The following is a 13,312-nucleotide window of genomic DNA, read 5'->3' as shown; positions in this document are numbered from 1 at the left end:
CGCCGGACGGCTTGCGCCAGGGTGCAGTCAGATTTGATATGTGCTTGCCCCGCCCGCCCAGAGAGCGCCGGCGTGATGCCCTATCTAGTGCTGGGTCGCCACGGCTGGTGCTCGTGCGCGAGCCAGACCAATTCGGGGTCGAGCGCGAGCACCCGCAGTTGGCCTTCGCTGTGCGGCTCGTCAAGCTCGCCGAACCAGACCGCCACGTCGCCGCCAACGACGATCGGCCGCCCACCAGTCTCGATCACGACGACCTGCATCCCGGCCGTGTGGCCGGGCGCCGGGACGAGCCGGAGCCCGGGAAGCAGTTCGAGTTCGCCGTCAACCGGCACATACCGCACGCCGGGCGCATCGACCCACTCGCGAAGAGGGTATTCGTTCCCGTCGCTGTGTGCGTCGTCGAGCTCGCGACGCTGGACGTAGATCGGCTTGCCGGCGGCGGGCTCGGCCATGCCACTACCTTTGCCTGACGCCAGCGAACTTCTGATTGCATGATGCAACCGGTTGCAAAGTAAGTTGACTGATCTTATCTTGCAATAGGTTTTTGGGAGTGCGCATGAACGACCCACGCTCGGGCTGCCCGACCAATCTGACTCTCTGAATTTCGTGGCAGTATCTGAACACGATCTTCTATGCACCTAGCAGTTGATTCATTTTCAGATTATGCTCGCAAAAATTGTCGATCATGATCTGGGGAGGGATCGATGACGAGCACAGCCACAATCCTGGCGCCACAGCCGACCGGCAACCTATTGGTGATGTTCCAACCGGGCCAGAAACCCAAGCAGGTCGACAGGCTGGTTTCCAACACGCTCGGTCTGAAGAACGTCGCCCACTCCAGTGACTTCAATACGCTCGACTCGCGTATGGTCGATGCCTTCGCCGAATCCGGCGTGCTCAATCTCGACAGGATCGGCATCGCCGTGGTTGCAACGCAGCCCGGCAGCGCGATGGCAGTCGCCACTGCCAATCTCAACGCCGACAAGCATGTGCGCCTCGCCCGGCCCGAATTCTGGCTGCGAGCGCTGAGCAGCTGGAACGACCGTCACGCCGCCTGGGTTCGCGATGGCCTCGCTTTGCTGGCCGACCAGGCCGTGAGCGGAAATGGTGCCGCGCCGCAGCTGAAGGCCAGTTTCGCGCCGCCCGTCGCCCCGTTGCCTGTCACCGGCCTGCCAACAGCGATCTCGGCCCAGTCGGCGGCCACCTGGGGCCTCGCCTGCACAAGAGCCGAGCTTTCGGCCTATAGCGGCGCCGGCATCAAGGTCGCCGTGCTCGACACCGGCTTCGACCTCACCCACCCGGATTTTTCCGGTCGCACCATCGTCCAGCAGTCCTTTGTGCCCGACGATGCTTCGGTCCAGGACGCCCAGGGCCACGGCACCCATTGCATCGGCACCGCCTGCGGCCCGCGCGCCCCTGCCGGCCAGATCCGCTACGGCGTCGCCCACGAGGCCGACATCTATGTCGGCAAGGTTCTCAACAATGCCGGCTCCGGCCAGGAAGGCTGGGTGCTCGCCGGCATCGAATGGGCGGTCGACAGCGGCTGCGAAGTCATTTCGATGTCGCTCGGCCGCCCGGTCCTGCCCGACGAGCCACCGGATCCGTTCTATGAAAACGCCGGCGAATATGCGCTAGAAAAGGGCGCGCTGATCATCGCTGCCGCCGGCAACGACAGCTGGCGCCAGTACAGCACCATTCAGCCGGTCAACTCGCCAGCCAATTGCGAGTCGATCATGGCGGTCGGCGCCATCGACGCCAAGTTCAAGATAGCCAATTTCTCCTGCGGCGGGCTCATCCCGCCCGGCGGCACGGTCAGCATCGCCGGCCCCGGCGTCGACATTTTCTCGGCGTTTCCGATGCCGCGCCGCTACGAGCGCCTGTCCGGCACCTCGATGGCAACGCCGCATGTCGCCGGCATCGCCGCGCTTTTGGCCCAGTCAGACAAGAGCCTGCGCGGCAAAGCACTATGGGAGGCGCTCGAACGCGCCGCCCAGAACATCGGCCTGCCTGACCGCGACGTCGGCAAAGGCCTTGTCATGGCGCCCTGAGCTTTCAGGCGTCGCAGCCTGCGATTGTGGACTTGCCTGCAAGCAGCGCCATATAATGCCGTTCGAGAAATCATGAGGACGCATGGTCATGGCGGCACGGAATGTCATGGTGCTTATCGACACCAAGCATGGCAACAGCTTCGAATCCGTCCAGGATGCTGTCGAAAAAGGCGGCCTGCGCGTCGACAAGGTGATGCGCGGCCTGCGCACCATCACCGGCGAGCTCGACGAGAACCTGATCGAGCGCCTGCGTGGCATCGACGGCGTCGCCGCGGTGCGTGAGGAAGGCACGTTTTCGCTGCCGCCGATGGACCCCAAGACGCCGCAATAGGATCGTCTCCGGCACGACGAAGGACCAGCCCGAAAGCTTTGAGCAATCCAGGCTCCGCGTAGGGTGACACCTACGCCGCCTCGGTCTGCCGCCGCAGCAGCCAGCAGCCATAGAGCAGGATGACGCAGGCGATCAGGAATTCGCGGATTTCCGACAGTTCGTATCCGTCGGCCATCCTGTGCCCGCCAAAGATGAACAGCAGTTGCGAGGCCGGCAAAAGCACGGCCACGGCCAGCCCCGACGCGCGATACGCCGCCGGCGCCTGCCTCAATTCAGCTGCCAGCCGGAACGCGATCACCACGCCCATGAAGAACCAGATCTGGTAGGGCACGATGTTCCATTCCTCATAGAGCAATCCGGCCAGCGGCAGGGCCGCCAGCGCAAACAGCCTCGGCGGAACGAACTGCCCGACCGGCCGCAGCCAGGCTGCGACATGCGACGGCCAGGCAACCGGCAGGACCACGAACAGCAGGAACGCCGCCGAATAATAGACGGCCTCGAACCTGTAGGTCGCGAAATTATGCAGGTTCGTCTCGTTCTGGACGTTGCCGGCAAACATCGGCCCGGCCGTCCAGCCGATCCAGTGCTGGCCCCACGACATCTCCTCCATCAGGATCAGCAACGTCACCAGGAACAGTGCCGCATGGACCGCCCAGCATGGCAGGCCGAGCACACGCGCGCGATTGCGGCGCCCACGCCATGCAGCGGCCCCCAGAGCCGCCAGCGCGCCAATGAAGACGACTTCGGTCAGGATGCTCAGCACCTGCCCTTCCCGCACGGTCTCGTTGAGGATTGTCGGCATCACGGCGACAGCGGTCGCAGTGATCAGCAACGCACCGGCTATCAGATAGGCAGCGCCGAGCAGCAGCGGCGCCTGGCCTTCATCCAAAAGCGGACGGCCAATTGCCGGCTGGAACAAAGCCGCGACCAGCAGGCAGGCCGAGACCAAGGCGACGAATGGCCTGATTAGCCCGAACATCGTCCAGTCGACCCTGTCCTTGGCCAGAAGGTCGCGGTCGTTGATGGCGAAATCGTAGGCAATCAGCGACACTATGATCGTCCCGGCAGCGGTGATCATGCCCATCCGCACCGCCCCGAATGGTGAAGCTACCCGCGTCCCTGGAATCGCCGACATCAAGCCCACACACACATGTTTGCGTTTGTATGAGCTTCGCTAGCTGGCTACCCGCCAACAAACAGTAAATCCGGCGACTGTCTCGTGCGATATATTGCCGGTTGGTCTTGGCCTTGGTCGCCTTGCTCTGTCAGGATACTTCCCCTTGATATCGTTCGCGGCTTTGACGCCCCTGCACCTTAGGCTAGAAAAGGCCGCACTGACGCAGCAAGGGGTAGATCGATGAGTGGAAACATCCGGGCAGGCATGGGCGGCTGGACGTTCGAGCCCTGGGAAGGCACGTTCTATCCCGAAAAGCTGTCCAAGGCGAAGCAACTGCAATTCGCCAGCAGCCACGTGCCGACGATCGAGGTCAATGGCACCTATTATTCGTCCTTCAAGGAACCGACCTTCCTGAAATGGGCCAACGAAGCTCCCGACGGCTTCGTCTATGCGCTCAAGGGCAACCGCTTCGTCACCAACCGCCGCGTGCTCGGCGAGGCCGGCGAATCGATGATGCGGTTTCTCGGCTCCGGCGTTGCAGCACTCGGCGACAAGCTCGGCCCGATCCTGTGGCAGTTCGCGCCGACCAAGAAGTTCGACGAAGACGACTTTGGCGCCTTCCTCAAGCTTCTGCCGGAAAAGCAGGATGGTGTGAAACTGCGCCACGCGGTCGAGGTGCGGCACGATTCCTTCATCGTCCCGGAATTCGCCGCGCTCGCCAGGAAGCACGACGTCGCCATCGTCTATGCCGACCACGCCAAATATCCGGCAATCGCTGACGTCACAGGTGATTTCGTCTATGCGCGGCTGCAGACCGGCAGCGACGACAACCACGACTGCTACACATCAGAGGCACTCGACGCGTGGGCCGAGCGGGCAAAGGTCTGGGCCGCCGGCGGAATCCCCCGCCGATCTGCCCCGCGCCGATCCTGCCACCGAGGCACCAGTCAAGCCGCGCGACGTGTTCGTTTACTTCATCACCGAAGGCAAGGTCCGCGCGCCGTTCGGCGCCATGGCCTTCATGAACAGGATCAACGGCTAGGCAGCCGCTTCAGGCTCCGGCGCCGCGTTCGGAGCCTGAAGTCAGCGCTCCCCAGGCGGCCATCGCCCCTTCGGCAACCGCCAACAGCGCCTCACGCGATGCACCGTCGCGTGCCTGCACCGACATGCCTTGCTGCACGGCGAGGTAAAACGCCGAGATCGCGTCGCAATCGGCAGTCGCGGGCAACTCGCCCTCGGCCACGGCCTGTCTCAGACGGCCGGCCAAGTCGCGCGCGCTCGACATGCGGCGTTCGCTGAGATCGCGGAACACCTCGACATTGGTTTCGCTGACATTGAGCGCGCCCAGCACGATCAGGCAGCCTCTGGGATCGCCCGGTTCGCTGAACGCGCGTGCCGAAGCGCGCAGGAAATCAGCAATTGCCTGCCTGGCACTGCCGGGTCGTTCGAAGGCGCCCCATATCTCGATGCCTTCGGTTGCACCGTAGAGATCGACAGCCTCGCGAAACAACGCCTCCTTGCTGCCGAAAGCGGCGTAAAGGCTGGGTGAGTTGATGCCCATCGCCGTCGTCAGATCCGAAAGCGACGCCCCGTCATAACCCTTTTTCCAGAACACCCGCATCGCCTGCCGCAAGGCGGCATCGCGGTCGAAGCTGCGCGGACGACCCTTCTGAGACATCTGAAACCTTTCTGTTGTGATCGATACATAATGCCCTTGACGCGCCCAGGCAAGGCTGCCATGTATTTTGTATCGTTCAATACAGAAAGCAAAAACATGCCCTCCCACAACGGCACGAAAGAACTCTCCCGGCTCGAACTCCCCCATGTCGAACTACGGGGCAAGGTCGCACTTGTCACCGGTGGCAGCCGCGGCATCGGTGCTGCCATTGCCATCCAGCTCGCCGCGGCCGGTGCCGACGTCGCGTTGACCTATGTCCGGTCGGCTGAAAAGGCCGAGGCCGTCGTCAAGCAGATCGAAGCCCTTGGCCCGCGCGGTATGGCGATCCAGGCCGACAATGCCGATGCGGCAGCTGTCGAGGCGGCCGTCGCCACAACCATCGAGGCGTTCGGACGTCTCGACATCCTCGTCAACAGCGCCGGCATCTGGCACGCCGGAACCATCGACACGGTGACGCTCGAACAGCTCGACGAAACCATGGCCGTCAATTTCCGCGCCCCGTTCATCGCCTCGAAGGCCGCAGCCAGCGTCATGCAGGAAGGCGGCCGGATCATTTCGATCGGCAGCAATCTCGCCGATCGCGTGCCGTTCGAAGGCATAGCGCTCTACTCCGCCAGCAAAGCGGCGCTTGTCGGCTTGACCAAGGGGCTGGCACGCGACCTCGGCCCGCGCGGAATCACCGTCAATGTCGTCCATCCCGGTTCGACCGAAACCGACATGAACCCGGCCGAGGGCGACATCGCCGACTACCAGCGCAGCCTGATGGCGATCCCGCAATTCGGCTCACCCAACGACATTGCCGGGCTGGTGACCTGGCTTGCCGGCCCGCAAGGCCGCTTCGTCACCGGGGCTGCACTCACCATCGACGGCGGCACCAACGCCTGACGAAGTGACCTCTCCGCGCCTCGTGCCTTGCGGGCGTGGAGAGGTTTTGAACGCGCAGTGATTTTTGTTGGGCTTTGGGCTCCTAATTTTCACCGTCACGATCCTTCCCACCCCCTCTTGCCTGCCGGCTATCTCCCCCACAAGGAGGAAGATTAGTCACGTCCAAGGCGGCACTCGTTCTGCAACGTCGTGAGAGTAAGCCCTGCAGCGTTAGGGATTAGCCGGGGCATCGATGGAAGCGTGATCGCCTTCCTTGTGGGGAGATGGCCGGCAGGCCAGAGGGGGTGCGAAGGAATGAGGCGTTGAATATCTGCCTGACAGCAGCGACCCAACCGTCACCCCCTGTACGCGCTCAGCTCCTGCAGCACCTCGCGCAACGCCAACGGCAGGTCCTCGGCGATCAGGCCTGGCCCGAAGCGCCGTGCCGCCTCGGCATGCATCCAGACGGCAGCACTGGCGGCTTGAAAAGCCGGCATCCGCTGCGCCAGCAATGCTGCAACGATGCCCGACAGCACGTCGCCAGAACCGGCGGTCGCCAGAAGCGGTGTGCCGTTGGCATTGATCGCCGCCCGTCCGTCGGGTGCGGCAATCACCGTATCAGGTCCCTTGTAGATGATGATCGCCTGGGCGCGCCTCGCCGCCGCCCGCGCCCGCTCCAGCTTCGACAAGCTTGCATCGGCAGCGATGTCGGGAAACAGGCGTCCGAACTCGCCATGATGCGGCGTCAGCACAAGTGCCGGCGCATTCGGCCGTTTCGCTGCCTCGAAGAAGGCGGCGCGCTGATGCGACAGCGAGGTGATGCCGTCGGCATCAAGCACCAGTGCACCGAAACGGCCGTCGGCAACCGACATCAGCTCGAGCGCGAAACGCCCGACCTCGGGCTCGGGACCAAGACCGGGGCCATAGACCAGCACTTCGGGTTTGCGCGCGCCCAAGAAGGCCAGCGCGTCCTCGAGCGTATCGGAACGCCTGAGAATGACCGAAGTCAGGTGCGCTGCATTGGCAGCCAGTGCCGCACTCGGCGACAACACCGTCACCGCGCCCGCCCCGGCCCGTGCCGCTGCCGTCGCCGACAGCCGCGCCGCCCCCGTGGCCGACGCCCCACCGGAGAAGACACCGACATGGCCGCGACTGTATTTGTGGGCGTCGTTTGCCGGCGACGGGAAACACGGCTGCCACCACGCCGGATTGTTTTCGAAACAACGCGCGGAAGTCGCGACGACAGTGGCATCTGAGATGCCGATGTCGGCGACGACGATTTCGCCGCAAAGCGCCTGGCCGGGATAGAGCAAATGGCCGGGCTTCTTGCGGGCGAAGGTCACTGTCATCGCCGCCTGGAAGGCGGCGCCCAGAACTTCGCCCGAGACACCCGACACGCCCGAAGGCAGGTCGACAGCAACGACCGGCACGCCGGCCGCGACCGTCCGCGCGATCGCCACCAGCACCGTACCGTCAAGCGGCTTGGACAGCCCGGCGCCATAGAGCGCGTCAACCACGACGGAAGCTGGCTCGGGCGCAAAGGCCGCCAGCGGCTCTGCGGCAACCGGGCACTCGGCCATGGCCAGCGCCGCATCGCTGCCGGCGCGCGGGCTGCCTGCCGCGAAAAGCCGGACGGCAACGCCGCTTTGGCGCAGCAGGCGGGCCACGACATAACCGTCGCCGCCATTGTTGCCCGGCCCGCACAGCACATGCACGGCGCGCGCTCCCGCAAACCGCGCGAGGATAACATCCGCAACGGCGCCCCCTGCCCGTCGCATCAGGCCGATGCCGTCCGCCGGACCGGCAACGATCGTCAAGCGGTCGGCCTCGGCCATCTCGCTTGGGGTCAGCAATTCAAACGCCATGGCGGTCATCCCGGATGAGTTCTGGCTTGAGAACTAGCACACGCCGCGGCATCCCGCCCAATCGGCAAAGCGCCCGCCTGCGCCGCGTACAAATCATGAGCATATTGCTGCTTTTTTGTGCACATGGGCTTTCGACAAAGCGATGAAATTTTGTGCGCATCTCGACCCAACGGCGGAAATCCGCTCCAATCGCCACGTCTGCGGTTGCCATCAAGGCAAACCGAACAAAGTTGCCGCAGCCACTCGACTTGGCACGCTTCGTGCTTGAAAGATGCGCGAGTGGGTGCATCACCCCTGAGTTACGGCAGTGGAGGCCATATCCGCATGAAAAAAATCGAAGCGATCATCAAGCCGTTCAAGCTCGACGAAGTGAAGGAAGCGCTCCAGGAAGCCGGCCTGCAGGGCATCACCGTCACCGAAGCCAAGGGTTTCGGCCGCCAGAAGGGTCACACCGAGCTATATCGCGGCGCAGAATATGTCGTCGACTTCCTGCCCAAGGTGAAGATCGAGGTCGTGCTTGGCGACGAATCGGTCGAAGCGGCCATCGAGGCGATCCGCAAGGCGGCGCAGACCGGCCGCATCGGCGACGGCAAGATTTTTGTCTCCAACATCGAGGAAGTCGTGCGCATCCGCACCGGCGAGACCGGCATCGACGCCATCTGACCTCGTTATCAGCTCTCGTATTAACGTCATCAGACAGGGAACCATCACATGACGACAGCCAAAGACGTAATGAAGCAGATCAAGGACAACGACGTTAAGTTCGTTGACCTGCGCTTCACCGACCCCAAGGGCAAGCTCCAGCACGTCACCATGGACATTGCCGAGGTCGAGGAAGAGATGTTCGCCGACGGTGTCATGTTCGACGGTTCGTCGATCGCCGGCTGGAAGGCCATCAACGAATCCGACATGGTGCTGATGCCCGACCTGGACACGGTCCACATGGACCCGTTCTTCGCCCAGTCGACCATGGTCATCCTGTGCGACATCCTCGATCCGGTTTCGGGCGAAGCCTACAACCGCGACCCGCGCGGCATCGCCAAGAAGGCTGAGGCCTACCTGAAGGCCGAAGGCATCGGCGACACCGTCTATGTCGGCCCGGAAGCCGAATTCTTCGTCTTCGACGACGTCAAGTACAAGGCCGATCCCTACAACACCGGCTTCAAGCTCGACTCGACCGAACTGCCGTCGAACGACGACACCGACTACGAGACCGGCAACCTCGGCCACCGTCCGCGCGTCAAGGGCGGCTATTTCCCGGTTCCCCCGATCGACAGCTGCCAGGACATGCGTTCGGAAATGCTGACCGTGCTGACCGAAATGGGCGTGCGCGTCGAAAAGCACCACCACGAAGTCGCTGCCGCCCAGCACGAGCTCGGCGTCAAGTTCGACACGCTGGTCCGCAACGCCGACAAGATGCTGATCTACAAGTATGTCGTGCACCAGGTCGCCAACGCCTATGGCAAGACGGCAACCTTCATGCCGAAGCCGATCTTCGGCGACAACGGCTCGGGCATGCACGTCCACCTGTCGATCTGGAAGGGCGGCAAGCCGACCTTCGCCGGCAACGAATATGCCGGCCTGTCGGAAAGCTGTCTCTATTTCATCGGCGGCGTCATCAAGCACGCCAAAGCAATCAATGCCTTCACCAACCCGCTGACCAACTCCTACAAGCGCCTCGTCCCCGGCTATGAAGCCCCCGTCCTGCTCGCCTATTCCGCGCGCAACCGTTCGGCCTCTTGCCGCATTCCGTTCGGCAATTCGCCGAAGTCCAAGCGCGTCGAAGTCCGCTTCCCCGATCCGGGCGCGAACCCCTATCTCGCTTTCGCGGCCCTGCTGATGGCCGGCCTCGACGGCATCAAGAACAAGATCCATCCCGGCCAGCCGATGGATAAGGATCTTTACGACCTGCCGGCCAAGGAGCTCAAGAAGATCCCGACCGTCTGCGGCTCGCTGCGCGAAGCGCTCCAGAGCCTCGACAAGGACCGCGGCTTCCTGAAGGCCGGCGGCGTCTTCGACGACGACCAGATCGACTCGTACATCGAGCTCAAGATGGCCGAGGTCATGCGCTACGATATGACCCCGCACCCGGTCGAATACGACATGTATTACTCGGTGTAATCACCGGAAAATAATAAGAAAAAGCCCCGGATCGCTCCGGGGCTTTTTTGTTTGGCGGGCCAGCCGTCGGCAGGTCGACGACGACCGCGGAGGATGCGCCGCCAAACGGTCAGATGCTCTTCGCGCTCATCTGTTCGGCGATGTAGTCGGCCTGGCGGATGGCCAGGGTGACGATCGTCAGCGTCGGGTTCTCGGCAGCACCAGTGGTGAACTGGCTGCCGTCGGAGACAAACAGGTTCTTGATGTCGTGCGTCTGACCCCATTTGTTGACCACGCCGTCGGACGCCTTCTCGCTCATGCGGTTGGTGCCGAGATTGTGGGTCGAGGGATAAGGCGGCGTCGGGAAGGTCCTGGTTGCGCCGACGGCGTCGTACATGGCCATGCCCTGCTTGTAGGCGTGGTTGCGCATGGCGACGTCGTTGGGATGGTCGGTAAACCAGACATCGGGGATTGGCATGCCGTATTTGTCCTTGAGCTCGCCATGCAATTTCACCGCGTTCTGCTCCTGCGGCATGTCCTCGCCGACGATCCACATGCCGGCCATCTTGTCGTAGTGGTCGAGTGCGGTGGTGAACGAACGGCCCCAGCCGCCGGGATCGAGGAACGCCGCCATGAACGGCAGGCCGAGCGCCAAGGTTTCGAGCTCGTAGCCGCCGACGAAACCGCGTGACGGATCGTGCTTCGCCTCGTCCCTGACGATACCGGCCATGGTCGTACCGCGCCAGAAATGCACCGGCTTGTCGAACACCGCATAGACCGAACCGGTGGTGTGGCGCATGTAGTTCTTGCCGACCTGCCCCGAAGAATTGGCAAGGCCGTCAGGGAACTTCGACGATTCCGAATTGAGCAGCAGCCGCGGGCTTTCGATCGAGTTGCCGGCGACGCAGACGATGCGCGCCTTCTGGCTCTGCAGCTTGCCGTCCTTGTCGGCATAGACGACACTGGTCACCTTGCCGCTGTCGTCGTGCTCGACCTTGAGCACGTGGCTGTTCGGCCTGACCTCCAGCTTGCCTGTCGCCTCGCCCTTGGGGATTTCGGTGTAGAGCGTCGACCATTTGGCGCCCCACTTGCAGCCCTGGAAGCAGAAGCCGGTCTGCTGGCAGCCCATGCGGCCGTCGCGGTCGGCGGAATTGATGGCCATCCGCCCGGTGTGGCACTCCTTGTAGCCGAGCTTGTCGGCGCCGGCCTTGAACACCTTGAAGTTGTTGTTGCCAGGCAGGCCTTCGATGCCGTTGGTGCGGGTCACGCCCATCTTGTCTTCGGCCTTGGCGTAATAAGGCTCGAGGTCGGCGAGCGTGATCGGCCAGTCGAGCAGATTTGCGCCCTCGACCTTGCCGTAGTTGGTCAGCGTCTTGAACTCATGCTCCTGGAAGCGCAGCGATGCGCCCGCCCAGTGTGTGGTCGTGCCGCCGACCGCCTTGACGATCCAGGCCGGCAGGTTGGGAAAGTCCTTGTGCACGCGCCAGCCGCCGCCTGTGGTTCGATTGTCGAGCCAGGCGAGCTGGCCGAAGGAGTCCCACTCGTCGTTGATGAAGTCCTCATATTCGATGCGCGGGCCGGCTTCGAGAATGACGACGTCGATGCCCTTCTGGGCGAGTTCGTTGCCGAGCGTGCCGCCACCGGCTCCGGAGCCGATGATGACGACGACGCTGTCGTCGTTGAGACCATAAGGTGCAGGCATGTTTTCCTCCCGGGAATGCTGAAAAGGCTGGGTTCGCGACTGTGGCCGGTTAGAGCCACTCGATGTCGTCGAAGCCGCGCGCGATATATCCGCCCTTGGAGTAGGACTCGCCTTCATAGCCGAAGATCGGCCACAGCTCCTTCTGGTTGTAGAGTCCGACGACGAGCCCGCCCCTGACAGCCTGGAAGAACGGGGTGCTTTCGATCTGCCGGAGAACGGCGACGCGCTGGTCTTCCCAGCCAAGGCCCGTGTAACCGCCGGCGCCGGCCTTCTGGTCGAGATCGGCGATGCCTTTCTCGATCAGCTCCTTGTGGGCCACGTCCTTGCCGGCGAGTTCGTCATGGCTCTTGATGGCAATGGCGTAGAACTTGTCCGGCACCTGGTCGTGCGGATAGACGTCGCGCGCCATCTGGATCAGCGTCGCCACGGTTTGAGGTTTCAACGCCGTGCTTTCGAGCCCCCAGGCTTCGCCGGTACTGAGCACCGCGGAGCCGCTGATGATGAGCAGCGCGCCGGCGGCAGTGCCACGCTTGAGCAGCTCACGCCGCGACAGGCCGGGCCTGCCTTGATAGATCGTCACCATGATTTCCTCCCTTGCTTGCTATGCGCGCTGGGCGCTTGGCTGGCGCGGCGCTCCTCCGCCGCGGCATGTCATTTGAAACGGCCGCTCCTCTGCAAAACCTCGATCTTGTAGCCGTCGGGATCCTCGATGAAGAAGAAGCGGGCAAGCGGCGTGCCGCCCGGCGCGAAGTCGACGATGTCCTTGGGGGTGAGCCCGGCAGCGACCATGCGGGCGCGCTCGGTGTCGAGATCGGCCACCGACATGGCGAGATGGCCATAGCCGTCGCCGAGGGCATAGGGCTCAGCCCTGCCCTTGTTGACCGTCAGTTCGACCTCGAACTCAGTCTCGGGATTGCTGAGATAGATCAGCGTGAAGGTCTCGAAGTCGAGCCTGTCGGCGATTTCGAGGCCAAAAGCCGTGCGATAGAATGACAGTGAGCGCGCTTCATCGAGCACACGCACCATGGAATGAATTGCCTTGGCCATTCGCCCTCCTGGCAGTTGGAACAGGACGATTATGAATCCGTGCAAAGCCAAGTGGTGGCAGCCCGTTACCACGCTTGCCGGAGCATAGTTTGCTACCCAGGCACGAATGCATGGTTGCGATGGCGTGCCGATGGGTCGATGATGGCTTTCAACAGCCAGCACCTGAGCAATCAGCCGGGGGCAAGCCATCGGGAGGATTGATATGTGCAAGGTATTTGCCGGACAGGATCCGAGGGGCTATCGCCAGATCAACCGGTCGATCCGGATCGCCGGACATTCGACCAGCATCCAGCTGGAGGCGACCTTCTGGGACCTGCTCGACGAGATCGCATCCTCGCAAGGGCTGACGACGCCTAAATTCATCTCGAAGCTCTATGACGAGGCAATCGAGATCAACGGCGAGATCCCGAACTTCGCTTCGATGCTGCGCACCACCTGTGCGCTTTATCTGCGCGGCCACAAGCCGGGCGCCGACGAGATCGATGCCTTGAAACGCCAGGCAGCCTAGCGCCGCGTCGCCGGCAAGCTAGAAACAAAAAGCCCCGGGATTGCACCCGGGG

13 protein-coding genes and 1 pseudogene are annotated in these 13,312 nt (G+C 63.2%); 7 read left to right on the top strand and 7 right to left on the bottom strand.

Annotation, left to right across the window (positions count from 1 at the left end):
• Positions 1-80 precede the first annotated feature (80 nt).
• A complete protein-coding gene (locus ACHMW7_RS17150) occupies positions 81-452 on the bottom strand; it encodes a hypothetical protein (protein ID WP_395446811.1) in 372 nt (123 codons plus the stop codon).
• Between the two features lie 252 nt (positions 453-704).
• On the opposite strand from ACHMW7_RS17150, the gene ACHMW7_RS17145 reads away from it, so the two are divergent.
• A complete protein-coding gene (locus tag ACHMW7_RS17145; protein ID WP_395446810.1) occupies positions 705-2,048 on the top strand; it encodes a S8 family serine peptidase in 1,344 nt (447 codons plus the stop codon).
• Positions 2,049-2,136: 88 nt separating this feature from the next.
• Positions 2,137-2,379 (top strand): hypothetical protein, encoded by a 243-nt coding sequence (locus tag ACHMW7_RS17140; RefSeq protein WP_395446809.1) that lies wholly within the window; start codon positions 2,137-2,139, stop codon positions 2,377-2,379.
• A 70-nt stretch (positions 2,380-2,449) separates the two neighbouring features.
• On the opposite strand, the gene ACHMW7_RS17135 is transcribed toward ACHMW7_RS17140, so the two are convergent.
• Positions 2,450-3,463, bottom strand: coding sequence for a hypothetical protein (locus ACHMW7_RS17135; protein ID WP_395446808.1), 1,014 nt, complete (start codon positions 3,461-3,463; stop codon positions 2,450-2,452).
• A gap of 297 nt (positions 3,464-3,760) precedes the next feature.
• On the opposite strand from ACHMW7_RS17135, the pseudogene ACHMW7_RS17130 reads away from it, so the two are divergent.
• Positions 3,761-4,538: pseudogene (locus ACHMW7_RS17130) on the top strand (DUF72 domain-containing protein).
• A gap of 9 nt (positions 4,539-4,547) precedes the next feature.
• Here the strand turns inward: ACHMW7_RS17130 and ACHMW7_RS17125 are convergent.
• Positions 4,548-5,174 carry a TetR/AcrR family transcriptional regulator gene (locus tag ACHMW7_RS17125; RefSeq protein ID WP_395446807.1) on the bottom strand — a complete coding sequence of 209 codons (627 nt, stop codon included), beginning with the start codon at positions 5,172-5,174 and terminating at the stop codon, positions 4,548-4,550.
• 96 nt (positions 5,175-5,270) lie between these two features.
• Here ACHMW7_RS17125 and ACHMW7_RS17120 point away from each other — a divergent pair, with 96 nt between their 5' ends.
• A complete protein-coding gene (locus tag ACHMW7_RS17120; RefSeq protein ID WP_395446806.1) occupies positions 5,271-6,059 on the top strand; it encodes an SDR family NAD(P)-dependent oxidoreductase in 789 nt (262 codons plus the stop codon).
• Between the two features lie 335 nt (positions 6,060-6,394).
• Here the strand turns inward: ACHMW7_RS17120 and ACHMW7_RS17115 are convergent, their stop codons facing one another.
• On the bottom strand, positions 6,395-7,903 hold the full coding sequence (locus tag ACHMW7_RS17115) for an NAD(P)H-hydrate dehydratase (RefSeq protein WP_395446805.1): 1,509 nt from the start codon (positions 7,901-7,903) through the stop codon (positions 6,395-6,397).
• 324 nt (positions 7,904-8,227) lie between these two features.
• Between ACHMW7_RS17115 and ACHMW7_RS17110 the strand changes: the two genes are divergently transcribed.
• Both ACHMW7_RS17110 and glnA read left to right on the top strand, forming a co-directional pair.
• Entirely contained in the window at positions 8,228-8,566 is a 339-nt protein-coding gene (locus ACHMW7_RS17110; RefSeq protein WP_091913600.1) for a P-II family nitrogen regulator, read from the top strand.
• Positions 8,567-8,614: 48 nt separating this feature from the next.
• Positions 8,615-10,024, top strand: a complete 1,410-nt coding sequence (gene glnA, locus ACHMW7_RS17105) for a type I glutamate--ammonia ligase (protein ID WP_115731910.1) — start codon at positions 8,615-8,617, stop codon at positions 10,022-10,024.
• A 109-nt stretch (positions 10,025-10,133) separates the two neighbouring features.
• On the opposite strand, the gene ACHMW7_RS17100 is transcribed toward glnA, so the two are convergent.
• From ACHMW7_RS17100 to ACHMW7_RS17090, 3 genes are all read right to left on the bottom strand, one after another.
• Positions 10,134-11,705, bottom strand: coding sequence for a GMC family oxidoreductase (locus ACHMW7_RS17100; RefSeq protein ID WP_395446804.1), 1,572 nt, complete (start codon positions 11,703-11,705; stop codon positions 10,134-10,136).
• A 49-nt stretch (positions 11,706-11,754) separates the two neighbouring features.
• Positions 11,755-12,288 carry a twin-arginine translocation signal domain-containing protein gene (locus ACHMW7_RS17095; RefSeq protein ID WP_395446803.1) on the bottom strand — a complete coding sequence of 178 codons (534 nt, stop codon included), beginning with the start codon at positions 12,286-12,288 and terminating at the stop codon, positions 11,755-11,757.
• A 68-nt stretch (positions 12,289-12,356) separates the two neighbouring features.
• A complete protein-coding gene (locus ACHMW7_RS17090; protein WP_395446802.1) occupies positions 12,357-12,752 on the bottom strand; it encodes a VOC family protein in 396 nt (131 codons plus the stop codon).
• Between the two features lie 202 nt (positions 12,753-12,954).
• Between ACHMW7_RS17090 and ACHMW7_RS17085 the strand changes: the two genes are divergently transcribed.
• Complete coding sequence (locus ACHMW7_RS17085; protein ID WP_395446801.1) at positions 12,955-13,260, top strand: ribbon-helix-helix domain-containing protein; 306 nt, start codon at positions 12,955-12,957, stop codon at positions 13,258-13,260.
• The last annotated feature ends 52 nt before the right edge of the window (positions 13,261-13,312 follow it).

This window comes from Aminobacter sp. UC22_36 (assembly GCF_044056035.1).
Lineage (GTDB): Bacteria > Pseudomonadota > Alphaproteobacteria > Rhizobiales > Rhizobiaceae > Aminobacter.
The sequence above is the reverse complement of the archived record's forward strand: the minus strand, read 5'-3'. Positions and strand labels throughout refer to the sequence as shown.

Coding starts and splice junctions, on each gene's coding strand:
- ACHMW7_RS17150 (WP_395446811.1), bottom strand. CDS start 452: ATGGCCGAGCCCGCCGCCGGCAAGCCGATCTACGTCCAGCGTCGCGAG.
- ACHMW7_RS17145 (WP_395446810.1), top strand. CDS start 705: ATGACGAGCACAGCCACAATCCTGGCGCCACAGCCGACCGGCAACCTA.
- ACHMW7_RS17140 (WP_395446809.1), top strand. CDS start 2,137: ATGGCGGCACGGAATGTCATGGTGCTTATCGACACCAAGCATGGCAAC.
- ACHMW7_RS17135 (WP_395446808.1), bottom strand. CDS start 3,463: ATGGGCATGATCACCGCTGCCGGGACGATCATAGTGTCGCTGATTGCC.
- ACHMW7_RS17125 (WP_395446807.1), bottom strand. CDS start 5,174: ATGTCTCAGAAGGGTCGTCCGCGCAGCTTCGACCGCGATGCCGCCTTG.
- ACHMW7_RS17120 (WP_395446806.1), top strand. CDS start 5,271: ATGCCCTCCCACAACGGCACGAAAGAACTCTCCCGGCTCGAACTCCCC.
- ACHMW7_RS17115 (WP_395446805.1), bottom strand. CDS start 7,903: ATGGCGTTTGAATTGCTGACCCCAAGCGAGATGGCCGAGGCCGACCGC.
- ACHMW7_RS17110 (WP_091913600.1), top strand. CDS start 8,228: ATGAAAAAAATCGAAGCGATCATCAAGCCGTTCAAGCTCGACGAAGTG.
- glnA (WP_115731910.1), top strand. CDS start 8,615: ATGACGACAGCCAAAGACGTAATGAAGCAGATCAAGGACAACGACGTT.
- ACHMW7_RS17100 (WP_395446804.1), bottom strand. CDS start 11,705: ATGCCTGCACCTTATGGTCTCAACGACGACAGCGTCGTCGTCATCATC.
- ACHMW7_RS17095 (WP_395446803.1), bottom strand. CDS start 12,288: ATGGTGACGATCTATCAAGGCAGGCCCGGCCTGTCGCGGCGTGAGCTG.
- ACHMW7_RS17090 (WP_395446802.1), bottom strand. CDS start 12,752: ATGGCCAAGGCAATTCATTCCATGGTGCGTGTGCTCGATGAAGCGCGC.
- ACHMW7_RS17085 (WP_395446801.1), top strand. CDS start 12,955: ATGTGCAAGGTATTTGCCGGACAGGATCCGAGGGGCTATCGCCAGATC.